At 64.3% G+C, this 24,008-nt stretch carries 23 protein-coding genes and 1 pseudogene; 11 read left to right on the forward strand and 13 right to left on the reverse strand.

The features are described 5' to 3' along the window. A pseudogene (locus tag E4T66_RS20715) lies at positions 1-637 on the reverse strand (energy transducer TonB); the annotation flags it as partial. Then, positions 634-1,416 carry a DUF3450 domain-containing protein gene (locus E4T66_RS20720; protein WP_169577755.1) on the reverse strand — a complete coding sequence of 261 codons (783 nt, stop codon included), beginning with the start codon at positions 1,414-1,416 and terminating at the stop codon, positions 634-636. The pseudogene E4T66_RS20715 and the gene E4T66_RS20720, both read right to left, overlap by 4 nt. A 715-nt stretch (positions 1,417-2,131) precedes the next feature. Between E4T66_RS20720 and E4T66_RS20725 the strand changes: the two genes are divergently transcribed. Next, entirely contained in the window at positions 2,132-4,738 is a 2,607-nt protein-coding gene (locus E4T66_RS20725; protein WP_248679830.1) for a TonB-dependent receptor, read from the forward strand. Positions 4,739-4,759: 21 nt separating this feature from the next. Here E4T66_RS20725 and E4T66_RS20730 read toward each other — a convergent pair whose 3' ends face one another. After that, a complete protein-coding gene (locus E4T66_RS20730; RefSeq protein ID WP_136851951.1) occupies positions 4,760-5,230 on the reverse strand; it encodes a nuclear transport factor 2 family protein in 471 nt (156 codons plus the stop codon). A 26-nt stretch (positions 5,231-5,256) separates the two neighbouring features. Then, positions 5,257-5,643 (reverse strand): steroid Delta-isomerase, encoded by a 387-nt coding sequence (locus E4T66_RS20735; RefSeq protein WP_211243062.1) that lies wholly within the window; start codon positions 5,641-5,643, stop codon positions 5,257-5,259. Between the two features lie 331 nt (positions 5,644-5,974). Here E4T66_RS20735 and E4T66_RS20740 point away from each other — a divergent pair, with 331 nt between their 5' ends. Continuing rightward, a complete protein-coding gene (locus E4T66_RS20740; RefSeq protein ID WP_136851953.1) occupies positions 5,975-7,183 on the forward strand; it encodes a helix-turn-helix transcriptional regulator in 1,209 nt (402 codons plus the stop codon). Between the two features lie 54 nt (positions 7,184-7,237). Here the strand turns inward: E4T66_RS20740 and E4T66_RS20745 are convergent, their stop codons facing one another. Then, entirely contained in the window at positions 7,238-7,723 is a 486-nt protein-coding gene (locus tag E4T66_RS20745) for a nuclear transport factor 2 family protein (protein WP_136851955.1), read from the reverse strand. A 20-nt stretch (positions 7,724-7,743) separates the two neighbouring features. Continuing rightward, positions 7,744-8,511, reverse strand: a complete 768-nt coding sequence (locus E4T66_RS20750; protein WP_136851957.1) for an SDR family NAD(P)-dependent oxidoreductase — start codon at positions 8,509-8,511, stop codon at positions 7,744-7,746. A gap of 237 nt (positions 8,512-8,748) precedes the next feature. On the opposite strand from E4T66_RS20750, the gene E4T66_RS20755 reads away from it, so the two are divergent. Then, complete coding sequence (locus E4T66_RS20755; RefSeq protein ID WP_136851960.1) at positions 8,749-9,639, forward strand: SDR family NAD(P)-dependent oxidoreductase; 891 nt, start codon at positions 8,749-8,751, stop codon at positions 9,637-9,639. A 10-nt stretch (positions 9,640-9,649) separates the two neighbouring features. Here the strand turns inward: E4T66_RS20755 and E4T66_RS20760 are convergent, their stop codons facing one another. The 7 genes from E4T66_RS20760 to E4T66_RS20790 form a co-directional block, all read right to left on the reverse strand. Then, positions 9,650-10,411 (reverse strand): SDR family NAD(P)-dependent oxidoreductase, encoded by a 762-nt coding sequence (locus E4T66_RS20760; RefSeq protein ID WP_136851962.1) that lies wholly within the window; start codon positions 10,409-10,411, stop codon positions 9,650-9,652. Positions 10,412-10,506: 95 nt separating this feature from the next. Beyond that, the gene (locus E4T66_RS20765) at positions 10,507-10,932 is read right to left on the reverse strand and encodes an MAPEG family protein (RefSeq protein ID WP_136851964.1); all 426 of its coding nucleotides are present in this window, start codon (positions 10,930-10,932) and stop codon (positions 10,507-10,509) included. A gap of 54 nt (positions 10,933-10,986) precedes the next feature. Continuing rightward, the gene (locus tag E4T66_RS20770; protein WP_169577756.1) at positions 10,987-11,823 is read right to left on the reverse strand and encodes an outer membrane lipoprotein-sorting protein; all 837 of its coding nucleotides are present in this window, start codon (positions 11,821-11,823) and stop codon (positions 10,987-10,989) included. Positions 11,824-11,943: 120 nt separating this feature from the next. After that, the gene (locus tag E4T66_RS20775; RefSeq protein ID WP_136851968.1) at positions 11,944-12,960 is read right to left on the reverse strand and encodes a HupE/UreJ family protein; all 1,017 of its coding nucleotides are present in this window, start codon (positions 12,958-12,960) and stop codon (positions 11,944-11,946) included. Further along, on the reverse strand, positions 12,957-13,967 hold the full coding sequence (locus tag E4T66_RS20780; RefSeq protein ID WP_136851970.1) for a peptidyl-prolyl cis-trans isomerase: 1,011 nt from the start codon (positions 13,965-13,967) through the stop codon (positions 12,957-12,959). Before E4T66_RS20780 ends, E4T66_RS20775 begins: the two co-directional genes overlap by 4 nt. Then, the gene (locus tag E4T66_RS20785) at positions 13,919-15,901 is read right to left on the reverse strand and encodes a DUF3604 domain-containing protein (protein ID WP_211243063.1); all 1,983 of its coding nucleotides are present in this window, start codon (positions 15,899-15,901) and stop codon (positions 13,919-13,921) included. The genes E4T66_RS20780 and E4T66_RS20785 overlap by 49 nt, the downstream gene beginning before the upstream one ends. A gap of 138 nt (positions 15,902-16,039) precedes the next feature. Continuing rightward, the gene (locus E4T66_RS20790) at positions 16,040-16,783 is read right to left on the reverse strand and encodes an SDR family oxidoreductase (RefSeq protein ID WP_211243064.1); all 744 of its coding nucleotides are present in this window, start codon (positions 16,781-16,783) and stop codon (positions 16,040-16,042) included. Between the two features lie 183 nt (positions 16,784-16,966). Between E4T66_RS20790 and E4T66_RS20795 the strand changes: the two genes are divergently transcribed. The 8 genes from E4T66_RS20795 to E4T66_RS20830 all read left to right on the forward strand — a co-directional run bounded on the left by E4T66_RS20795 (position 16,967) and on the right by E4T66_RS20830 (position 23,984). Beyond that, positions 16,967-17,797, forward strand: a complete 831-nt coding sequence (locus E4T66_RS20795) for an alpha/beta fold hydrolase (RefSeq protein ID WP_136851976.1) — start codon at positions 16,967-16,969, stop codon at positions 17,795-17,797. A gap of 5 nt (positions 17,798-17,802) precedes the next feature. Continuing rightward, positions 17,803-18,600, forward strand: coding sequence for a fumarylacetoacetate hydrolase family protein (locus E4T66_RS20800; protein ID WP_136851978.1), 798 nt, complete (start codon positions 17,803-17,805; stop codon positions 18,598-18,600). Between the two features lie 10 nt (positions 18,601-18,610). Next, positions 18,611-19,519, forward strand: coding sequence for an acetaldehyde dehydrogenase (acetylating) (locus E4T66_RS20805; RefSeq protein ID WP_136851980.1), 909 nt, complete (start codon positions 18,611-18,613; stop codon positions 19,517-19,519). An 8-nt stretch (positions 19,520-19,527) separates the two neighbouring features. After that, positions 19,528-19,851, forward strand: coding sequence for a hypothetical protein (locus E4T66_RS20810; protein WP_136851982.1), 324 nt, complete (start codon positions 19,528-19,530; stop codon positions 19,849-19,851). A 51-nt stretch (positions 19,852-19,902) separates the two neighbouring features. Next, positions 19,903-20,946: a 4-hydroxy-2-oxovalerate aldolase gene (gene dmpG / locus E4T66_RS20815; RefSeq protein ID WP_136852012.1), complete on the forward strand. Its 1,044-nt coding sequence runs from the start codon at positions 19,903-19,905 to the stop codon at positions 20,944-20,946. Between the two features lie 85 nt (positions 20,947-21,031). Then, positions 21,032-21,820, forward strand: a complete 789-nt coding sequence (gene bla, locus E4T66_RS20820; protein WP_136851984.1) for a subclass B1 metallo-beta-lactamase — start codon at positions 21,032-21,034, stop codon at positions 21,818-21,820. A gap of 122 nt (positions 21,821-21,942) precedes the next feature. Continuing rightward, positions 21,943-23,442 carry a purple acid phosphatase family protein gene (locus tag E4T66_RS20825; protein WP_136851986.1) on the forward strand — a complete coding sequence of 500 codons (1,500 nt, stop codon included), beginning with the start codon at positions 21,943-21,945 and terminating at the stop codon, positions 23,440-23,442. A gap of 68 nt (positions 23,443-23,510) precedes the next feature. Then, positions 23,511-23,984 (forward strand): SRPBCC domain-containing protein, encoded by a 474-nt coding sequence (locus E4T66_RS20830; RefSeq protein ID WP_136851988.1) that lies wholly within the window; start codon positions 23,511-23,513, stop codon positions 23,982-23,984. Positions 23,985-24,008: the final 24 nt, after the last annotated feature.

The raw sequence follows: 24,008 nt of genomic DNA on the forward strand, positions 1-24,008 counted from the left end.
CACGCCCTTCGGCGGTCAGTACCGGCGCTTCGAACGTGGCGATCTTGCCGCCTTCGGTCATCTCGCGCTGCAGTTCGAACCACAGCTGTTCGATCTCGTCGATGGTGCTGATCTGCGAGGCCCGGCTCATCTTCTTGGCAAAGGCTTCGAGGAAGTCGTTGCGCCCCGGGTACTGCGCTGACACCGGGCTGTTGTGGAAGATGCCCTGCAGATCTCCCGCCGTCTGCTGGAAGATGCCGAACAGTTCCTTCAGTGCGCCCAGCTTGTTGTTGAGCTGTTCTTCCTTTTCCTTGATCGTCAGCTTGTTGCTGTCAAAGGTCTGTTCCAGTGTCTTGGAGCGTGCTTCGGCGGCGTCGCGCCGGGCCTTGGCCTGCGCCAGCAGTTTGGCTTGTTCATCGCGGGCCTGGGCAAACTCGGCTTCGCGCTGTTGCAGTTCGCTGCGGTCCTGCAGCGTCTTGCTGCGCACCATGTCCAGCAGCTGGTCCAGCGTGTCGGCCTGGTGCTGTTCGGCAGCCGGGTCGATGTTGGATTCGCCACCGGTTTCCTGGGCGTACGCCGGGGTCAGCAGCAGGGTGCCGGCGGCCACAACGCTCGCCAGCAGGGTCTTGTTCAGAAAGTTCATGCTCGGGCTCTTCATGCGCCGGCTCCCGGCGTCGGCAGCGGCAGGGTCAGCAGGTCCGGCGCCACCAGCTTGCGCGCCACCTTGATCGCATCCCGCAGCGGGTTGCGGTACGTCGCCGGCAGCGACACCCACTGCTTGGCCTTGGCATCCCAGCGTCCGCTCTGCGTGCCGTCCAGGCTCTGGTAGTACAGCCCGATCCGGCCTACCCGCAGGAAGTCCACTTCCAGCTTCTGGCCGTCGATCGTTTCCATCCCGGTATACGCTTCGATCGTGCGTCCGAATTCCAGTTCGATCTGGTACGCCTCCAGCACCTGCCGGAACTTCTCGGCCACCGTCACGTCGACGCGATCAATCGCGTCCTTGACGAACTTCAGGCGCTCGGCCCGCTCGCTCGCCAGAAACGGCAGGTCCAGGCTGATGAACTGTTCCAGCGCCCCGGTCATGCGCAGCATCAGCGGCAGGATCTGCCGGTCCACCGTCGTTGCCTGGCTGATGCTGTTGTCCAGTTCGGACATCTCGTCGCGCTGCAATTGCAGCTGACGCTCCAGCTGGCGGTTGTACGCGTCCAGCCCTTCAATCTCGCGCAGCACTGCGCGGTACTCGCCTTGCAGGTCGCGGCGCTGTTCGCCCAGTGCGTCCACCTTCTTCTGCGAGTCCACCTGCGCCACCAGCCAGGTCTCGCCAGCGGTGACGACGTCGTCGACTTTGGCGGCTGACGCCAACGACACCATGCCGGTCAATCCCACAGCCAAAGCAACACGAATAGGCGCCCTGAAGCGCTGACGAATTTGCATGTCTGACTCTCTCTCCAACCGCTCTGATAAGTGGTCATATCGCCCCGACACCGTCCTCACGCCAGCCACTTGCGCAACACGCAAGCGCCGAACGGTGCGGTGTTCCCAAAGGGGTCCGATTGCCCATCTGAATATGCTGATCACGGCATGCGAAACATGCCGGTGTCCATCAGCGGACGCTACCTTAGCGCAGCTAGCTGCATTCCGCATATCGACTCCGATCCGTTCGCATGTTCAACCGCCTCGGCAAGATTCAAGGGCTCCAAGCGCCATCAAAAAATGTGCCGTTCCTGATTTGAAATTCACCCCAGCGATGCCGGAAAACTCGACTGCAACGACGGCAAGAGACTTGATAACGACACCTCGTCCTTGCGCCCGAGACCCGAGAAATCCAAGCGCAACAAGCTCCGGCCGGCACCGCTGCATCGCTTGAATTCAGGCCGCCTCCCCCCGACGCAAACACTAACAAACGTTTGTTATAGTATCAATATACTACTCGGCTCTTGCCAGCAGATTCCGGGACAGCATCCCTGAAAGCCCCCAACACCGGAATGACTCAGCGTGTTTGGCCGCTTGACCTATCCTGCACTGCCGTCCCGCTCTCCTCCTCATCCGTTTGCGCGTTGGGCACGCCCCCGGACGCAGGTACGGTGCGCATAGAACGCAAACAAGTGCGACATGCGAATGTCGTAACAACCGAACGCTGGGGGAGAACATGCGTCGTTGGCCGATCTTCTGGATGGGGACCGCGTTGATCCTGTGTGCGTCCGCACACGCGCAGGACCTGGACGCGCTACTTGGAGAGCCGCTGAACGCATCCAGCGAGTCCTCGACTGATTCGAATCCCGATGCAGCGCCAGCCTCATTACCCGCGTCGACGAACGCACCGCTGGACTCTGTTCCGGTGGCACCCCTGACGGACGCACCGGAAGCGACATCAGACGCCCCACCACCCCCACGCTCGGCGGCATTGGAAGAGATCATCGTCACCGCCGAGCGTCGCGTCGCATCGCTACAGGACACGCCCATCTCGATCGAAGCCTTCAGCGCCGAGAAGATCGAACAGATCGGGATCCAGGGCGTGCAGGACCTCGGCGTCAGTGTCCCCAGCATGACGATCGAACCGTTCCCGACGCACAACGCGACCTTGCGCATCTTCATCCGCGGCGTCGGCATCAACGATGCACAGCTGACGCAGGACCCTGCGGTCGGCGTCTACGTCGACGGTGTTTACATCGCACGCTCAGTGGGGCTGGCGATGGACATCGCCGACCTTGAGCGCATCGAGGTACTGCGCGGCCCACAGGGAACGCTGTACGGACGCAACACCACCGGCGGCGCGGTCAACCTGATCACGCGGCGCCCCAGCGTCGACGGCTTCGCGATGACGCACAAGCTGACGCTCGGCAATCGCAACTACTGGCTGGGCCGCAGCTCGATCAATGTGCCGGTCGGCGACACCCTCGCCTTCAAGCTCGCGCTGCTCGGCAGCACACGCGATGGCTACGTCGACAACACCGGTGAGGGCGGCAATTTCGGCGATCGCAAGGAGACCGGCCTACGCTTCGACGCACGCTGGCTCGCGACCGAGCGCCTGACGGCCGATTACGCCTACGACCGCAGTCGGTCCGAGTACTACAACTACATGTTCCAGGCGGTGCTGCCGCCCAACAGTGACAAGGGCGATGCCGAGTTGTTCAAGCCTTACGCGCAGGCCAACACGATCTACTCCCATCGCCGGCTCGACGCCCTGGCTTCGGGCGCGCCGATGGAAGCCTCGGGCACAACAATCCATGGCCATGCGCTGACCTTAACGCTCGACCTCGAACCCTTCGAACTGAAATATATCGGCGCCTTCCGCGAGCTCGACGACAAACAGTACGCCGACCTCGCCGGCGGCACCGGCTCACCGGACTATCGGCTCGACAGCAACGCCTACGACGGCCCAGCCGCCACGGTCGCCAATGGCGGACCGACGCCGCTGGTGATCCCGACCGTGACGCAGCAGCAGTGGTCGCACGAGTTACAGCTCAGCGGCCACCTGTTCGATGAGCAGCTCGACTACGTGATGGGCGCGTACCTGTTCAGCGAGCATGGCCGCGAGGACCGTCACCGTCTGAACCACCAGTTCAGTACCGCCATTGAACCGGCGCAGATCGGCGCCCTGGTCGCGGCACTGCCGGCCGATCTCGGCAACCAGCTGCTGACGCTTGCGGGGCCACGACTGGTGAACTTCGTCGACCTCGACTGGACCATCGACAATCGTGCCAGCGCGCTGTTCAGCCAGGCCACGTGGACCCCGGACGCACTGGATCAGCGCCTGCACCTGACCGTCGGCTATCGCCACTCGGAGGACGAGCGCAAGGCGGTGAAGTTCCGCGTCAGTGACACCTACGTCGAAGGCCAGGTTGCCGGCATCGGCACGGCGATCCCATTGTCCAGCGCAGAAAAGTTCGACAACGTCCCGGCGCGCAAACGCTTCAGCGACGACGCCTTCGCTTACGTTCTCGCCTACGACCTCAGCGACAGCGTCAACATCTACGGCAAATCGGTCGAGGCTTACAAAAGCGGCGGGTTCAATGTGCGCGACCCGAACATCGACGCCAACTCGCAAGGCAACACCTATGGCTTCGGCTTCGTGGACGGCTTCGCACCGGAGCACGTGCAGTCCTACGAACTTGGCCTCAAGAGCGAGTGGCTCGAACGCCGCCTGCGCATCAATGCGGACGTGTTCGACAGCGCCTATCGCGACATGCAGATCAACTTCCTGATTCCCGGCACCATCTCGGACACGAAGACCGAGAATGCCGGCCGCGCGCGCATGCGCGGGCTGGAACTGGACACGACCTGGCTGGCGACATCCGCTCTGATCCTGTCGGCGAACTACGCCTATCTCGACGCCAGAGTCGAGGAGGTTCGGGACGCCGACGGCAACAACGTCGCCGAGCTGTATCCGTTCACCTCCGCCCCGCGCTATTCGTTTGTCGTCGCCGCCGACTGGACGATGCTCGAACGCGACTGGGGCGCGCTGCGCGCGTATGCGACCTACAACTACATCGACGAGCGCGAGGGGACCGTCATCACCGAGGAACGCCGCGGCCTGACCTCAATCCCCGCCTACGGCCTGTTCAACGCGCGCCTGAGCGCGACTGACCTGCATGCCGGCAACCGCGGCACACTCGACATCGCCGTGTGGGGCCGCAATCTTGCCGACAAGGTCTATCCGATCGCGGCGATCGATAACCTGCCGCAAGCCGACCGCGCGGTCATCTGGGGTGAACCGCGCAGCTTCGGCCTGGATCTGATCTACCGCTATCGCTGAATGACGTCGTGCCGGCCTGGGTCACGACTGCGCGAGCGCCTGGCGCATCCATTCGGGCACATTGAAGTCGTAGCATTTCTCTTCAACGCGCTGGGCGATGCGCCAGCCGTCGGGCGTACGCACGTAGCGGTCCACGTACCACAGGCCAAGAAACATCGTGTCGCTGCCGGCGACGACGCCATCGGTGGCCGGGTTCGGCACCACCATCGGATTGAAGCAGGCGACACGACCGGTCGCGCTGTCGCCATCGACATCGAAAGTGCAGTTGCCGATGAAGTGCATGTACGCCGGAAAGTGCAGCAGCGCCTGCGGAAGCCACTGCTTCACCGCAGGATATGGCCCATCGATTCCACCCATCGCGCGGTAGTCGATATAGGCGTCTGCAGTGAACACCCGATCCAGACGATCAAACTCGCGCAGATCGATCGCGTTGGCGTAGTCGGTGACCAGGCGCTTGAGTTCCAGCTGATCGGAAATCTCTTCCAATGTCATCGCTACGCGCTCCGTGCAGAAAGGGCCTACTTCTTGGTCCCGAGCAGCTCCATATCACCCTGCCCCCAGTACGCGCGCATCGACGAGAACTTGCCGGCTTCATTGAAGGTCATGACATCGATCACACGGATGACCGCCGAACCCTCCGGCATATTCAGCTGCACATCGAACGCCATCGCTGCAGAATTGCCGTGCGACCCGCGAATCGGCGCGGCCAGTGACAGCTTGGCGCCAGTCTTGATCGCCATCTGATAGAACTCGGCAATGGCCGCCTTGCCGACCTTCGGCGGGGAACCGACCGGGTCTTCGACGGTCGCGTCATCGGCATAGAGATTGACGATGCCGTCGACATCGACGCGATTGAACGCATCGATATATTCCTGCATCGCCGCCTTCATCTGCTTCTCATCCATCGTGACCGCACTCCTGCCTTTGTTCGTCAGCGTTCAATAGTCGGACGCCGACACCCAGGCAGAATCGTCCGTCCGGACGAGCATGACCGGCAGAGTTACAAATCCTACTCGCGTTGCCGGGGCACTTGGTGCATGATCAAGCCTTCGCCTGCGGACTCGCGACTCGAATCGCGAGTGCAGTGACGGAAATCGCGATTGTCGCCAATCTTGACGCGGCAACGACGAATGCATATTGATAGCGCCCCGTCCCATGGCTGACGAACAGGCGCATCCGGCCACGACGCCGGGGACGGAACAGCCAATGAAGGCATGACGCGGAGGAGAGAAGTCGATGCCACTGTCAGTAAGATCGATTGCCGACGCGCGTAGCGCGGCAGGGAGGTCATCGGTGGGCACTGGAAAGACAGCGGCGCCAGAGGCCCCGAGTTTCGAACAGCTCGATAAGCTACTCGGCGCACTTTACGAAGGCCCCATGGAGTCACCTCCGTGGAGCAGCGCACTTCAGTTGTTGCGTGACCAGCTCAGCGCCGGACATGTCACCCTGATGCTGCGTCCACCATCGCCGGACAGCACCGGCGTCATGATCAATACCGGCCCCACAACTGAAGCGGGCGTCGAGTCGTATCAGACGCACTTTTTCGCGATGGATCCGTTCGTTCGGCTCGAAGAGGGCGAGGTTGTCACTGCAGAGGAACTGATCGGCAAGCAGTGGCTGCAGAGCGCCATCTATCGTGACTATCTCAAGCCGCTGGACGTGCGCCATCTGCTCGGCGCCGACATCTATACGCGTGAAGGCATTGAGTGCCGCCTGCGTGTAACCCGCTCACACGACGCCAAACCGTTCAGCGAGCAGGACAAGTCTCTGGTGCGCTTCATGCTGCCGCACCTGAAACGGTCGATCCAGCTGCATGCGCGCCTCGATTTTCTCGAATGCGAACGCCAGCTGTTTGCCGGCACCGTCAACCGCATGCTGCTCGGCGTGGTCAACTTCTCGCAGGATGGCACCATCATCGAGATGAACCAGGAGGCACGGCGCATCTTTGCGGAGAAGGACGGCCTCTGGACCAGTGGCGGCAACCTCAGCGTCGACAGCAGCCAGGAAAGCCGCGAACTGCAGCGCATGATTCGCCACGCGCTCACAGGCGCCGATGACGCCGGCCCCGGCGTGGTCGAAGCCATGTCGGTCACGCGCCCGTCGGGCCGCGCCAAACTCGGCGTGCTGGTCAAGGCGATTCCGATGGGTCGCTGGTCCGAAAGCAACCAACGTCCCGCAGCGGTCGTGTTTCTGCGCGATCCGGAATCCAATGCTGCGCAGCCATCGCAGGAACTGGTCCGTCGCCTGTTTGGCCTGACGCGGATGGAAGCCCAGCTGGCCCTGCTGCTGGCCGAAGGCCTGACCCTGGATGAAGCCGCCGAGCAGATGAGCGTACGCCGCAATACTGCACGCACCCATCTGCGTTCAATCTTCTGCAAGACCGGCGTCACCCGCCAGACCATGCTGGTGCGCCTGCTGCTGAACAGCGTCCTGACGCTCGGTTAAACGCAACACCGTCGCGGCCGCGCTCGATCCCAGTCGAGCGCGGCCGTTTTGTTTTCACGCCGGCAACTTGCGCCCGTGTTTCGCCAGCCAGTGCGCCGTAATGTTCGGCGGCTCGGTGAACGGCGTGACGATCTCGATGATGCGCTCGTACGTTGCCCGCTGGATCAACCACTCGCCGTCGCGCTTCACGTAGAGATCACGATACAGCGCAGTGCCGTCGGTGATGATCTTATGGCGCAGATCACAGAACCAGTCCTTCAGGTACCAGACGCCGGTTGCCGTGGTCGGTGAGGTCACATCGATTTCCGGATGGTTGACGGTATGCGTCGCCAATGCCTCCGAATGAAACGCCATGCTCAGCGCCTCGATGATGCGGCTGCGCCCCTCGGCCTCGAAGCGATAGCTGCCGCCAACATACAGCACGCTGGCATCTTCGGTGAACAGCGTCGTCAGCTCATCAATGTTGGCGGTATCAATGCAACGGCAGTAGCGATACTTTAAGCGCTTGATCCGCTCGATGTCTTCCAGTGGCAGTGTCATCGGAAATACTCCTCTGTGCGTCAGATACCGAAACCGCCGGACACGTTGATCTGCTGCCCGGTGACATAACCGTTGGTGGCAAGAAACACCGCGGCACTACCGATTTCTTCCGGCTTGCCCCAGCGCTTGATGCACAGCAGCTTCTGCGTTTCCTCGGTCCATTTGTCGTCGAACACACCGCGTTTGAGCAGCTCGTGAAACATGCCCGCATCGATCACACCGACCAGCACCGAATTGGCGCGAATGTTATTTCGGCCCTCTTCCTTGGCGATCCCCTGGATCAGCGCCTCGTTGGCCGCTTTCGGCGCAACCGACAGGCCGTCCTTCGCCGGCCACCAGACGTGCCCGGCAGAACCCAGATGCACATACGAGCCGCCGCCCTGCTTGCGCAGCTGCGGCAGAGTCGCCTGCACGGCGTTGAAGAAACCGTGCACCTCGATGTCGATCGACTTGCGCCACAGCTCCGGCGTGGTATCGGCAATCATCACCTGCTCGACCACCGGCCCCGCACCCCAGACCACCGTGTGAATGGCGCCATGCGCGGCCACCGCCGCCTCGACCGCTGCCACCACCTGTTCCGGTTCGCGCACGTCGGCCGCGTGGATGCTGGCCTTGCGCCCGGCATCGCGGATCTCGCCGGCGACGCGCTCTGCGACGTCTTGCTTGGAGCGATAGACGATCGCTACGTCACTGCCGGCACGCGCAAAACTCTTGGCCACTTCCTGGCCGATACCGCCGCTGCCGCCGAACACCAGCACCGCACCGGCGGGAAAGCTCGCCTGAGTCATCGTCTCCTCCTTGGAATGATCTGTATGCTCCAAGGCCATCTTCCGGGCTTCGACGCCCAGCGGCATCACCCTTTGGGGTGACAGGGGAGATTGGCATCGACGCAATTCGTCCATGCGGAGGACTTGGATGGCCCATCTGCCGGATATGCTGAATTCCGACCTTTACGGGCTCCAGACGTGACCGGCTTTTCGCCCCGCCAGCTGTTTATAAATGCCCGCTTTGCCAAGCCCGTTTCGATGGCAGGGCGACACGTCATCGTCACCGGAGCCGCTGCCGGCTCCATCGGTTTCGAGACCGCGTGCATCCTCGCCGGTCGCGGCGCACACGTCACGGTGACAACTCGTAGCGCCCCCCAGGCCTTGGCCGATCGCCTGAATGCGGCGCTGGGCTCAGACGGTGTGCCGGTCGAAGCGATGCCACTGGACCTCGCGCAGCGCGCCTCAGTGGACGCCTTCGTTGCGGACTACAGCGGACGCCATGGCGATCGCCTGGATGTGCTGATCAACAATGCCGGCATCCATCTCGATCTGCTGTCACAGCACAAGACACCGCAACGGAGTGCGGACGGCATCGAGATCCACTGGCGCACGAACTACCTCGGCACGATGCAGCTGACGCTGGGCCTGCTGCCGGCGCTGCGAGCATCGGCCCGACAAAGCGGCGACGCCCGCATCGTCAACGTTGTCTCGCAGCTGCATCGCAAGGGCGGCAACGCTGGCCTGTTTGCACCACCGGCACAGCATGATTCCTGGGTCAGCTACGGCCTGTCCAAACTGGCGCTGGTACATGCGACTTTCGAGCTGCAGCGTCGCTTCGGCAACGAAGGTCTGCAGGCCTATTGCCTGCACCCCGGCGCGGTCTATACGCACATTGCGGACAAGGGACTGCAAGGCAATCCAGTCATCGAGCGTCTGCGCAAATCACTGGCGCCGATCGAACGGTATTTCCTGCTGACGCCGACTGAAGGCGCGCAGACGAGCATCCACTGCGCCAGCGCGACGCAGCTGCGCGGTGGACGCTACTTCCGCAACTGCGCGCCCGCAGCGGCCAGGAAGGATGCCGATGACATCGACGTCGCCGCACGCCTATGGGCGCAGACCGAACGCTGGATCGCCGGCGCGAACTGAGCGCGACGCCTCAGCGCAGCATCGCGCCGCCATCGACGCCGATCACCTGCCCGGTGATCCAGGCACCGTCATCCGACATCAGCATCGCCACCATCGCCGCGATGTCTTCCGGTTCGCCAAGGCGCCGGCTGCGCGTCAGCGCGAGCGTCGCCTCACGGGCTTCTTCCGGAAAGTGATCGCGCAACTGTTCCGTGATGACCAGACCAGGCGCGATCGCATTGGCACGGATGCCCTCCTTGCCCCAGCGCGTGGCAACGTGCCGCATCAGCGCGTGCAGACCGCTCTTGCTAACTGCATAGCTCAGGCGCGTACCCTCACCGAAATCCGCCGCACCCGAACTGGTGTAGACGATCGCGCCGCCTCCGCGCGGCAGCATCAGCGGCAGGGCGTGGCGTGTGCACAGCAGATGCCCGCGCAGGTTGACCGCCAACGTGCGATCGAAGATTTCGAGCGGCACGTCCAGCGCGTCGGTATCGGACTGCAGTGCACGCATGTCAGCAGCATTGACGTGCAGACCATCGAGCCCGCCATGCGCCTCGGCCACCGCATGCATGAACGCACGCACGGCGTCTTCGTCGGCAATGTCACAGGCCAGCGCGCTGCAGCGACCACCCTGTTCCGCAATCGACGCCGCGACGGCCTGTGCGCCCTGAAGATTGACGTCGCCGATGACGACCGCCGCACCTTCTTCGGCGAGCCTCCGCGCGGTCGCGGCGCCGATCCCGCTGGCCGCACCCAGCACCGCAACGACTCGTCCTTCCAGTCTGCGCATCACTCGCTCCCCACTCCCAGGCCGGCGCGTACTGTGACAGCGATGCCGGGGCCCCGGATCATCCGGATGTGCGAGTCAGCGACGTCGTGCCGACCTCAGCAGAGCTGCAACGCAGCGCGCACGGCCAGAGCCAGCAGGACCAGCGAGGACACGGCAAATACGACGAAGCGCACTTCGATCTTGTTGATCAGCGTCTGCACCAGACTGTGCACGACGCGCAGACCCACATAGGTCCAGGCCAGCGCCAGGCTCGCAGTCGACGCATCACCGATCAGTGCCAACAACAACACCACCGCATAGAACAGCGTGGGCTGCTCCATCAGATGGTTGTAGTTATCCGCCTTCCAGCGCACCTGCGGCGGCAGCTCGGCCATCTGCTCGCCTTTGACCCGATACGGGTCCAGCACCATCCGGGCTTTCTGGATCGCCGGAATACGTGTGGCGTACATCCACAGCCAGATTACGAAGGTCCACAGCACCAGCGCAATTGCCGGCGCCAGCATCGGATGTGCGGCCTGCATGCTCGTCCCCCTGTTATTTTTGAGGGACAAGGATAGCGGGAACTGCGTTCCCGCTCAGTTGCCGAGGTAGAACGTGGCCGGCTCGAAATAACGACTGGGCACCTGGGTATCGCTCTTGACCTCGAGCACGCGCAACAGCGTCTGCGTGTTGTCCTGCAGATCGCGCATCACCGACACCGCGGCATACCAGTGGGTACCGCTCTGGTGCAGCGCCGAAGGCTCGACGCTCCAGCGCTTGTGGACTTTATCGCCCTCAATGAAATCGATCTGCAACGGCACGCAGGTCTTCTGGTCGACCAGTGCGTGCACCCGCGTGTAGGTGGATGCAGATTCACTCGACGGGGTGAAGTCGACTACATTGACGGCCCGCCCCTGCAGCTCCGACGGCGCCAGCAATTTCGCGCTGGAATCACCGAAGGCGTTCTGGATCTGCTTGAAGTCGTAGTAGCTGAAGTTGGTGCCCAGCAGCGCACCGTCGGCGAATTCCGCGCTGACACGACGCACGCGCTTGACCGACGGCAGGAACACGTACATGCCGTCAGCGCGCTCGGCGTCGAACTCGCGGACCAGATACGCCGCACCGGCCAGATAGTCCGGACTGTCGACACGCAGGGTCGCCCTGACCCGGCGGCCGCCGTCCTCCTGCGGTTCCAGGCGCGCATACAGACGCCCGCCGACGATGCGCGCCGCTCCGGCACGATCGGTCGCTTCCAGCTCGATCTGCTGCACCCGCACCGAGGTCGGCACATTGGCGCGCATGCATTCCAGTACGGCTTCGGCGGAATCGTCAGCCTGGACGGCCGGGGCTGCGTGCGCTGCCGCAGACACGGCGCCGAGCGCCAGCGCCACCGGCAGGAGCGGCCGCAGCCAAGTCTTTGAAGTCTGTTTCATGTGCTCTTCTCCCGACGAATCGGATGGATGTTGCATTGCAGCATTATAGCGCTGCCGCGACTGTTTTGTTGCGCTGCAGCATTTCCGCAATTATTAGAAATAAACCATTTAAATCAGAAACTAAGAAACAAACACAGCCAACCGCTCGTAGACCCAGCACGCAGCAACAGAGCCCATCAAGTACCCCGACAGCCCCCGCAACGCCGGGACCGAAGGCCAGGCTGAGGCCAGCGCGCGCCACAGCCGCGCGGTGATCAGCACGACCGCAACCAGCCCCAGCTGCCCCAGCTCGATGCCCAGATTGAAGCCCAGCAGCGACAGCGGAATCGCATCCGCAGGCACCCCGATCTGCGCCAGCGCGCCGGCGAACCCCAAGCCATGCAGCAAGCCGAAGCCACCCGCGAGCGCCCACGGCCTCCGCGCCGCCCAGCCGCTACCCACGGTCCGATTGCGCACCACTTCCAGCGCCAGCCAGACGATGCTCAGCGCGATCAGCAATTCCGTGAGCGCCGCGTTGACGCGCACGACTCCCAGTACGGCCAGCGCCAGCGTCAGGCTGTGCCCCAACGTGAATGCGGTGATCGTCAGCAGCAGCACACGGCCGCGCCGCGCCAGCAACAACAGCCCCAGCACGAACAGCACATGATCCAGACCGGACAGCAGATGTTCGATGCCCATCTGCAAATAGGCCGCGAACACCCCTCCCGCGGCGCTGCTCAACACGTTCTCCGGAACCATAAAGGTGTCCTGATCCGCATCCAGCAAGGCCTGGACTTCGCCGCCCTGCAGACGTTGCAGCCGCAGGATCACATTGATCGGACTCCGCGCCAGTCCGTCGATCCGCAGCGGCCGTCCGGCCAGCGCGCTCTGGCAGCGCAGATTCCAGCGCTGGATCAGCAGACCCGAATCCAGCACGTCCGGCTTCGCCGACACCGCCGCGCAGTCGGCAGGAAACACCGGCGCCAGGGGCGTCCGCGTCGCAGCTTGCGGCGACACCCGCCAGTCCACGCTGTACTGCGTCGGCGCGGTCTGCTTCAACTGCAGCAGGGCCGGTGACAGCGGATGCGCCTGCGCTGCCGTCAGTGCCAGCAGCCACAGCGCGCTCCCAGCAGCGATACGGATCAGCACGGACCTCATGCGCCCGCTCCGCCGCCGGCATCAGCATCGGCATCGGCCAGCTGCTGCACGCGATAGCGACTGCGCAGTTCGGCAATCGCCGCGTGCAGTGCCTGCTGCTCGCGCTCACGCTGCAAGGCATACCCGGCACTGCGCAACTGTGCAGCATCGGGCGTCGAGTCCTGCGCCGGATGCTGCCGCGCGACCCGCAACAGGTGCCAGCCGTACGGAGAACGCACCGGACCGATCCACTGTCCGACCGGCGCTGCCGCCACCGCATCGGCCACCGACGCATCGAACTTGGCGGCCACCTGGGCGCGAGAAAGCCCGGAGAATTCGCTTCCCAGCGCAAAGGCATCACCGGCCGATGGCCGTGCCGCGGGATCACGCCGCAGCTGCTCGAGGATCTGCTGCGCACGCGCAGCTTCGTCGTGCACGTACACCTGACTGAAGTCGTAACGCATCGGCGCGGCATAGCGCTGTGGATGCGCAGCCACATACTCCGCGACCGCCTTGGCGTCGACGGCAACCCCGGCGACCAGACGCTGTTCCATCGCCTGGATCAACCGGCGGCGAACCACCAGATCACGCGCGGCCATCCCCAGCGCCTGGGCCTGCTGCAGCAATGCGGCATCGTCGCCGGCGTTCGGTGCATCCGACATCGCCATGCGCATGTTCTGCAACAGGCGATAGCGCACTACCGGATCGCGCCGGTCCAGCCCCAGGCGCAGCGCTTCATGCAACAGCACCTGCTCGTCGATGTAGTGCTCGACGCTGGCCTGCAGCTGTCGCGCATCGGGCTGCTGCGCGGTTTCTCGCCGCCACTCGTTGCGCAGGCGTTCGACGTCGGCAACGCTGACCGCGATCGTCGCGCGCGGCTGCACCCATTGCAGCGTGACGAACTGCTGCAACACGTACAGCACCGCGCCGATCACGGCGAAGTGCAGCAGCGGTGAACGCCAGACGGCGAGTCCGCGAATCACTGCATCGCGCTCTGGGTCGGTCGATACCAGATCGGCGAAGTCCACGCGCGTTCCTGGATCGTCTTCGGAGTGTCCGCGTTGCAGCAATCGGCATAGCCCTCCGGCACCGCATCCGGATTGCTGCAGTCCACACCCGCCGCCAGACACTGCCGTGTCGACCAGCGGCAGCTCGGATTCTCGACCACGCGCGCGTAGTAGAACGCCGGTTGCGACGGATCGAAAGCCGGATCGGTCCATACCGTGCACAGACTGGCGAAGCCGCTGCCGGTGCTCTCGCAGGTATCGAGATCAACCGACGCGCCGTTGTTCGGATCACCCGCCACGTCGTAGACCTGCTCGTGGGTCTGGCCGTCGGCGACCCAGCCCTTGATGATCTGGATGCGCTGCAGCGGCTGTGTCGGCTCCAGCGCGAAGCCGGGGTCACGCAGCGCCGATACCGCAAAGCGCGGCGCATCGGAGTGTGCCGCCGGCAGGTCACCGCCCATCGGCACGCCCTGCGCGTAACCAACCGGGACGAAATCACCACGCCCGCACAGATCGCTCGGGTAATCCCAGCCGCCGAAGAAGCGCACGATCGGCCGTGTACCGCTGGTGCCGTAGGCCTCGCGCCGGCGCATCGCCGAGAACAGCGACTCGCGCGTGTTCTGCTCCGCCCACAGCACGGCGAGACCGCCCGGACTGGCCTCGATCACGTCAGTCAGACCGCCGCTGTAATTGGACGGATTCAGACCGGCGCCGGCATGCCCGGTGAAGCGGTCCTCGATCACATTGCCCGGCGTGCCCATGTGCGTGTCGGAGCTGCCGATGAAGCCGTACTTGAACGGATTCACGCCCAGCTGCTGCTCCTGCTGCAGGCCAGCCTTGAGCGCCTGACGCAGGAAATCCTGTTCCATCGGAGGCCCGGTATTGAGGCCGCCGAAGCGCTCGCCGGTCAGGTTGTTGTACGGCAGCAACTCGAACCCGCACAGCTCGTCCTGCGCGCCGACACCGCTCGTGCCGAGGCATTCCGACTGACCCTTGTGCTGATAGATCTCGGCCAGCGGCTCGGCATCCTGACGCCGCTGTGCAAACTCCGCCGTGTAGTCGTTGCCGAAACGATCCTGGGTCTCGAACATCATGCCGGCGCTGAGATTCGAGTTGTGCGGAATCGTCAGATAGTCGCAGCCCGCGACCGTGCCGCACTGCGCGTCCAGCGCCTGCCACAGCAGTTCCTCGCGCGGAAATTCCTGGTACGCCGGCGGTAGCCCCGGCACCACTTCGCTTTCGAAGATGACGTTGCGGTGCAGGTTGTTCGACAGCGGCGCACCGGTCCACTCATACCCCACGAAGGTGGAGAAGCGGCAGTCATCGCTGCGGTCGTAGTAGGCCTCGGCCGCCTGCTGGATGTCGGTCCACGGCGTCTTCGCCGCTTCCAGACAGCGCTGGCCGTCGACGCCGCAATACGGCAGCCGGGGGATCTTGCCGTTGGCCCCGATCACCGGCAGATCGGACACCACCGGCACACCGGGCGGCACCGGGAACTGCGGCAGTTCCGGCAGACCGACCGCCACCAGATTGAAGATGATGAACGACTGTTCCGGCGCCGCGCGGTACAGCGTGCATTCCGCCAGGTAGTACTCGACGTACTCCGGGTTAGTGCAGATCTCGACCTCGCCGAACAGCTCGGCGTGATCCGTCACCGCAGCAAAATCCAGCGGTCGCGCCAGCTGCGTCGTGCGCAGCGCGTTGCCGTTTTCGTCGTAAGGCTGGATGCCCAGCGGCTCGCCGCGCGCAAAACGATACGCGTCATGCGGACCGACGATCGTGCCCTGGGTATTGGCGTCCAGCGAATAGCGCGTATGCACATGCAGGTCGCCGAAGAACGGCTGACGCTGCTCGTCGTGGTGCTTGCAGGTTTTCGTGGGCGCCGGTGTTCCCGGCGCACTGGACGGCGACGCACTGTCGCCGCAGGCGGTCAGCAGCAGCGCCGCAGCGGTCATGGCAAACAGACCACGGCGCGGGGCGGGCGCTTGCCCTCCCACACGCCGCGGATTCAGGTCCCGCGTTCGCAGATCTATCGTCTGCATGGTCTCCCCCAAGGCGCCCCCGAATGTTGTCGGATTGCGCTGCACTGCCTGTTACGTCTTGTTAGCGGTCGCCGCCTCCAGAAATGCCGGGCGTTCGCCACCACCATGTACGACCAGATTGCTGCCGGAGACGTAGCCGGCAGCTTCAGAACTCAACCACACGCAGGCCTCGCCGATATCGCGCGGCTGCGCCATGCGACCCAGCGGCACGGTCTTCTCGACCGCCGCGATGCCGGCGTCATCGCCATAGTGCAACGCCGACTGTTCGGTCCGCACCAGCCCTGGGCTGACCGCGACCACGCGCACCTTCGGCGCCCACTCCACCGCCAGGGTCTGCGTCAGATTCAGAATGCCGGCCTTGGCCGCGCCATACGCGGCGGTACCCGGCGACGGTCGCAGCGCGCTGACGCTGGCGACGAACACGATCACACCGCCACCGGCCGCCTGCATCATCGCGTTGGCCTTCTGCGCCAGATGAAACGGTGCCGTCAGATTCAGGGCGATGATCGCCTCGTTGAAGCGCGGCGAAGTCTTGTCCGCCATCGCAAACGGCGCGCCGCCGGCGTTGTTGATCAACACATCGAGACGGCCGTAGCGGCTCTGGATCTGCTCGAACAGCGCATCGACCTGATCGTGCTTGCGCACGTCGGCGGCGATGAACTGCGCGCTGCGCCCCTCGACGCTGGGCAGCGATTCCGGCGCCTCGCGCCCGCAGACGATGACCTCGGCGCCCTGCGCCAGAAAGCATTCGCTGATACCGCGCCCGACCCCCTTGGCACCACCAGTGACAAGCACCACGGATCGGGCAGAAGCTGGGGACGCATGCACGGCGATGAGGCCTTCGACTCTGAAAGGATGCTGCATCCTAGGACATCACGCGCCGCGATCTGTCGTCCAAAAGGGTGACGTCTCAAAAATCGCGCTAAGGGACCATGCGTGTCTAAACGGGGCCTTCCGTCCGTTACGCAAGACAATCCCATGACTCAGAAGCCAATTCCCGAGGGCAACTACGCGGCCTTGCCCAACGGCTATCGCATCCACTACACCGATCAGGGCCAGGGCCCGGTCGTCGTGTTCCTGCATGGCTCAGGCAATGGCGCATCCGGCCACAGCAACTTCAAGGGCAATGTCCCGGCACTGGTCGAGGCCGGCTACCGCTGCATCGTGCCGGACCTGATCGGCTACGGCTATTCGGACAAGCCGGACGACGTCGAGTACCCGCTGTCGTTCTTCATCGAATGCATCAAGCAGACGCTGGACGCCATCGGCGTGCAGAAGTACACGCTGGTCGGCAATTCGCTGGGCGGCGCGATCGCGCTCGGTTATGCGCTGGCGCATCCCGACAACGTCGAGCGCCTGGTGCTGATGGCTCCGGGCGGGCTCAATGATCTGCCGGACTATCTGGCGATGCCGGGCATGGCGATGATGTTCGGCCTGTTCAACTCCGGCGAGCCGGTGACGGCCGAGCGCATGAAGGAATTCTTCCGCAAGGCCTTCGTCGTCAATCCGGACTGCGTTGACGACGCGCTGGTGCAGGAGCGCCTTGCGATCATGAAGACGCAGAACCCGCAGGTCATCAAGACCATGAAGGTTCCGAACATGACCGAGCAGCTGGGCCAGATCACCTGTCCGTCGCTGGCGCTGTGGGGCCTGAACGAACAGATGATGCCGGACAGCGGCATCCTGCGGCTGGCCAAGGGCATGCCGAACTGCCGCATGGTGCTGGTCCCGCAATGCGGACACTGGGTGATGATGGAACACCGCGACCTGTTCAATCGCACCGTCATCGACTTCCTGCAGAACGGCTGATCACCATGGCGCTTTCCAAGGAGACGATCGAACGTCTGGGCGACGAGCTGTTCGCCGCGCTGCGCGCGCGTGAAATGCTGCGTCCGCTGACCGAACGCGAACCGTCGATCGACATCGACGACGCCTACCGCATCTCGCTGCGCATGCTCGAACGCCGCACCGCCGAAGGCGAGCGCGTGGTCGGCAAGAAGATCGGTGTCACCAGCAAGCCGGTGCAGGACATGCTCGGCGTGCATCAGCCGGACTTCGGCTTCCTCACCGACACGATGCACGTCGACAACGGCGCCGTCGTCAGTCTGTCTGCAGCCAAACTGATCCAGCCGCGTGCCGAAGGCGAGATCGCCTTTGTGCTGAAGAAGGATCTGCGCGGCCCCGGCGTCACCGAAGATCAGGTGATCGACGCCACCGACTATGTCAGCCCCTGCTTCGAGATCGTCGATTCGCGCATCCGCGACTGGAAGATCAAGATCCAGGACACCGTCGCCGACAACGCCTCCTGCGGCGTGTTCGTGCTCGGCCCCGATCGCGTCGATCCGCGCAGTCTGGATCTGGCCGCGGTCAAGATGAACATTCTCAAGAACGGCGAGCACATCGCTGCCGGTCTGGGCTCTGCGGTACAAGGGCATCCAGCGACAGCGGTCGCGTGGCTCGCCAATACCCTGGGCCGTTTTGGCATTCCCTTTCTCGCCGGCGAAATAATTCTCTCGGGTTCGCTGGCGCCTCTTCTTCCAATCACCCCCGGTGACCGTTTCGAGATGACGCTCGACGGCATTGGCGGCGCATCCATTGGCTTTGAAAACTGAGCATTCCGGCATGAGCAAGATCAAGTGCGCGATCATCGGTTCCGGCAACATCGGCACCGACCTGATGTACAAGCTGCAGCGCAGCAGCCTCCTCGAACCGACCTGGATGGTCGGCATCGACCCGGAATCCGAAGGCCTGGCGCGCGCCAAGGCGGCCGGCATGAAGATCACCGACAAGGGCGTCGATGGCATGCTGCCGCACGTGCTTGAAGACGGCGTGAAGATCGCGTTCGACGCTACCAGCGCCTACGTGCACAAGGAAAACTCGGACAAGCTCAACGCGCTCGGCGTGATGATGATCGACCTGACGCCGGCCGCGATCGGGCCGTACTGCGTGCCACCGATCAACCTGCTGGAGCACGCCGGCAAGCGCGAGATGAACGTCAACATGGTCACCTGCGGTGGCCAGGCCACGATCCCGATGGTCTACGCGGTGTCGCGCGTGCAGCCGGTCAGCTACGGCGAAATCGTCGCCACCGTGGCCAGCAAATCCGTCGGCCCCGGCACACGCAAGAACATCGACGAATTCACCCGCACCACCTCCGGCGCGGTCTCGAAAATCGGCGGCGCCAAGCAGGGCAAGGCGATCATCGTGATCAACCCGGCGGAACCGCCGTTGATCATGCGCGACACCATCCACTGCCTGACCGAAGATGCGCCGAAGCAGGCCGAGATCGAAGCCTCGGTGAAGGCCATGGTCGCCGAAGTGCAGAAGTACGTGCCGGGCTACCGCTTGGTCAACGGCCCGGTGTTCGACGGCAACCGCGTCACCACCTACATGGAAGTCGAAGGTCTCGGCGACTTCCTGCCCAAGTACGCCGGCAACCTCGACATCATGACCGCCTCGGCGACGCGCACCGCGGAAATGTTCGCCGAGGAAATGCTCGCCGGCCGTCTGTCGTTCGACGTCGCGGCCTGAGACCCGGCGTGCCCGACATCGACCAGCGCGTGCGTGAAGCCGAAGCCCTGTGGCAACAGGGCGATGCATTGCTGGCTGCGGGCGACGGTCGAGGCGCTTATGCGGCCTACACGCAGGCCCACGATCAGGTGACGGACTGCCCGCGCCTGCATGAGACCGCGCACCGCAAGCTGCGGCAGGTTTCGCGGGCCCACGGCCATCGCGGCGAAGTCTTCACCGACATCGTGCTGGTGTGGCTGGCGCCGCTGCGCATCTTTGAATTGATTGCACTGGCGATGCGCTCGCGCGTCGCCGCCGAGGCGCTGTGCCGGCGCTCGGCCACCCCTTCATAACGGTTCCCCCTCCGGGACATAGACGATCGGACTCTCGCGATGAACGCTCCCATGAATCTCAAAGGCATCCAGATCAAAGTGCATGACATGTCGCTGCGCGACGGCATGCACCCCAAGCGTCACCAGATCACCATCGAGCAGATGCAGTCGATCTCGCAGGGGCTCGACGCCGCTGGCGTGCCGCTGATCGAAGTCACGCACGGCGACGGTCTGGGCGGCGCCTCGGTCAACTACGGCTTCCCGGCCGCGACTGACGAGGAATATCTGCGCGCGGTGATTCCGCACATGAAGCAGGCCAAGGTCTCGGCGCTGCTGCTGCCGGGCATCGGCACCGTCGAGCATCTGAAGATGGCGGCGGACTGCGGCGTCACGACCATTCGCGTCGCCACGCACTGCACCGAAGCCGACGTCTCCGAGCAGCACATCAACCTGGGCCGCAAGATGGGCCTGGATACGGTGGGCTTTCTGATGATGGCGCACATGATCGAGCCCGAGCAGCTGGTCGAGCAGGCGCTGCTGATGGAAAGCTACGGCGCCAACTGCCTCTACATCACCGACAGCGCCGGCTACATGCTGCCCGACGATGTCACCGCCCGCATCGCGCTGCTGCGCGAGAAGGCCAAGCCGGAAACCGAGATCGGCTTCCACGGCCACCACAACCTGTCGATGGGCGTGGCCAACTCGGTCGCCGCGGTCGCCGCCGGCGCACGCCGCATCGACTGCGCCTGCGGTGGCATGGGTGCCGGCGCCGGCAACACCCCGCTGGAAGTGTTCATCGCCGTGTGCAATCGCATGGGCATCGAAACCGGCGTCGATCTGTTCAAGGTCTCCGACGTCGCCGAGGATCTGGTCACGCCGATCCTCGACTTCCCGGTGCGTATCGACCGCAATGCATTGACCTTGGGCTACGCCGGCGTCTACTCAAGCTTCCTGCTGTTCGCCAAGCGTGCCGAGCAGAAGTACGGCATCTCCGCACGCGAGATCCTGCTCGAACTCGGCCGTCGCAAGATGGTTGGCGGTCAGGAAGACATGATCGAGGACACCGCGCTGACGCTGGCGCGCGAACGCGGTCTGCTCAAGGCCAACGCAGCCTGAAACACGGCGTCCAGCGCCCACGGTCATCGGCTACGGCCGTCCGCGGGCACTGGACGTTGAGGCGGTAATTCGGCTCAATGTGCCGATGAACACTTTGATCCGACATTGCCTTGTTGCGCTGCTGCTATGCGCATCCTTTGTTTCCCGCGCAGAAGACCCCGCCCCGATTGCAGTGGACGGCACTCGTGTCTGGCACGTCTCCGACGAATTGCAGATCAAGCAGCTGGCACCGGATCTTTGGGAACACACGTCATGGCATTTGCTGGACGGCAACCGCCCCTATCCGGCCAATGGCCTGATCGTGCGCGACGGCGACAGCATCACCCTGATCGACACCGCCTGGGGCGTTGAGCCGACGCGACAGCTGATCGACTGGATCGACGCCACGTTGAAGCTGCCGATCACCCACGTCATTCCCACGCACTTCCATGACGACCGCATCGGCGGCTGGCCGGAGCTGGACGTGCGCGACATTCCGCTGGCGCAGAGCCCGAAAACGCGCGAGCTTGCTGCGGGCAAGCAGATCAGCGCACCGCACGATCCGGTGCTGGATGACCTGAAGCAAGGCCAAGCGGTCCCCGTCGGCGCGGTCGAGGTGTTCTCGCCCGGCCCCGGCCACAGCCCGGACAATCTCGTGGTGTGGCTACCGCAATATCAGCTGCTGTTCGGCGGCTGCATGATCAAGTCGATTAGCGCCGCTGCCATGGGCAATGTCGCCGACGCCGATCCGGTGCAATGGCCGCAGTCCATCCGCAACATCCAGGCGCGCTATCCGCAGATTCGCAGCGTGATCCCCGGCCACTTCGAATCCGGCGGCCCCGAACTGCTGGATCACACACTGACGCTGCTCAAGCACACAGCAAGGTCGCACTGACGCCAAGGCGTGGGCCGAATTTCCCAGCCGCCGTATCGCAATACTGCAACGCACGCGCCCTAGGCTGCCGGGTTCGTCAGCGACGCGCTCGCGGGCGAATTCCCCCGCGATGAGTGCCTGCGATGCGTCCGCCGAAACACCCGAAACCGTTCTGCCTGCCCGACCCCACCCGCCGCAGCCTGCTGCGCGCTGGCGCCGGCGTGCTGGCGCTGCCGCTGCTGAACGCCTGTGGCAGCAGTGAGGTCTCGAACGTCGGCAGCAACGCCGCCACCGGCAACGGCTGCGCGGTACCAGCCGCAACCGGCACGCAGCGCCCGCGCGGCCTGCACGTGAGCTGGACCGACGATCCGGCCACCACGCGCACGATCACCTGGTTCACCGACGGCGCCGCCGATCCGGGCACGGTCGTCCAGTACGGTCCGGTCGACGCCGGCATGAGCGACTGCGAGATCCAGACCGCGGCGTTCCCGTTCAGCGCCGAAGGTCAGACCCAGGCCACCTATGACGTCGACGCGCTCACGCACAGCGCGACGATGCGTGACCTCGATACCACCCGCCCGATCCGCTATCGCGTCGGCTCGGAAACCGGCGGCTGGTCCGCCGTGCGCGTATTGCAGCCGGCGCGGCAGGACAGCTTCCGCTTCATTCACTTCGGCGACCACGCGCAGAGCGACGCCAGCCGCGCCGTCACCGCCGCGACCCGCGCCAAGAATCCGGACTTCGTCTGGATCGCCGGCGACCTGTCCTATGCCAACGGCGACCAGCCGGTGTGGGACAGCTACTTCGACATGCTCGAACCGCTGGCATCCGAAATCCCGGTCATGACCGCGCCCGGCAATCACGAGAACAAGGACGGTGGCGGCCAGGGCTACACCAGCCGCGTCACCCTGCCCGGCAACGGCATCTACTACGGCTTCGACTACGGCAACATCCACTTCTGCGTCAGCACCGGCGGCTCGCTGCTCAACGATGCCGCCGACGCCGGTGAACTGCTGAAGGAACTCGCCGCACTGGAAGCGGACCTCGCCGACGCATCGCTGCGGCGTGCCAATGGCGAAATCGACTTCATCATCTTCGTCCAGCACTACACGATCTGGACCAGCTGCGACGGCCGCGACCCGTTCAACTTCTCGCTGGTGCTGCTGGAGGAAAACATCCTGCTGCGCCACGGCGTCGATCTGCTGCTGGTCGGTCACGACCACATCTACGAGCGCTCCAAGCCGATGGGCTTCGGGCTGCCGCTGGACAGCGGCTACGTCCAGATCACCCAGGGCGGCGGCGGCCAGAGCCTGTACGAGCTGGTCGACTACGACATGGCGTGGTCCGCATTCCGCACCTTGCGCCACGGCTTCACCGAATACGTCGTCGAAGGCAAAACCATCCGCGGCACCACCTACTCGGTCGAGAACGCAGCGCTGGAACTGCTGCCCGACGGCGGGCTGGAAATCATCGACAGCTTCGAGATCCATGCGCGCAACACGCTGGCCAAGGCGCACGCCGTGCACGCGGCGAGATCGCTCGAAGAACTGGGACGGGACTTCGACCTGCAGGCGATGGTCGATCACACAGTGAAGCGCAACCACCTGCACGACCTGTTCGAAGATCACACCGCGAACTTCTAGATCAGGCTCATTACGCCAGCACGCGTATATCATCCTGACCGCAAAGCACAGATCAGGAGCCCCGCCGCATGGCCTACGCCGAAGCCGAAGTCATCATCAACGCGCCGATCGAGCGGGTGTGGCAGACGATGCTGGCGACCGATCGCTACAGCGAATGGAATCCCTTCATCACACGGATCGACACGCCGGCCGGCGGCCCCAGGGTCGGTGCCGATCTGATCCTGCACGTGAACTTCAGCAGCGGCATGCGCGCAACAACGCGCGAGCGCATCACCCGGCTCGAACCGCCGGCGCCGGGCAACGACGGCGTCGTCCGCGCGCACCTGCAGTACGTTTTTCTCGGCCCGCTGCACACGCTGTTTCTGGTGCGCGGCCAGCGGCCGCAGATCGTCGAAGCACTGGATGCCGGACGCTGCCGCTATCACACCAGTGAGAAGCTGACCGGCCTGCTGGCCGGGCTCGCGCCGATCCGCCAGGTGCAGGACGGCTTTGAGCGCCACGCGGCGGCACTGAAGCAACGCTGCGAGCAGGCGGTGTTCTGAATCCCGCACGGCTTTGACGGCGCC

The organism is Sinimarinibacterium arenosum, assembly GCF_005047655.1.
Taxonomy (GTDB): Bacteria; Pseudomonadota; Gammaproteobacteria; order Nevskiales; family Nevskiaceae; genus Solimonas.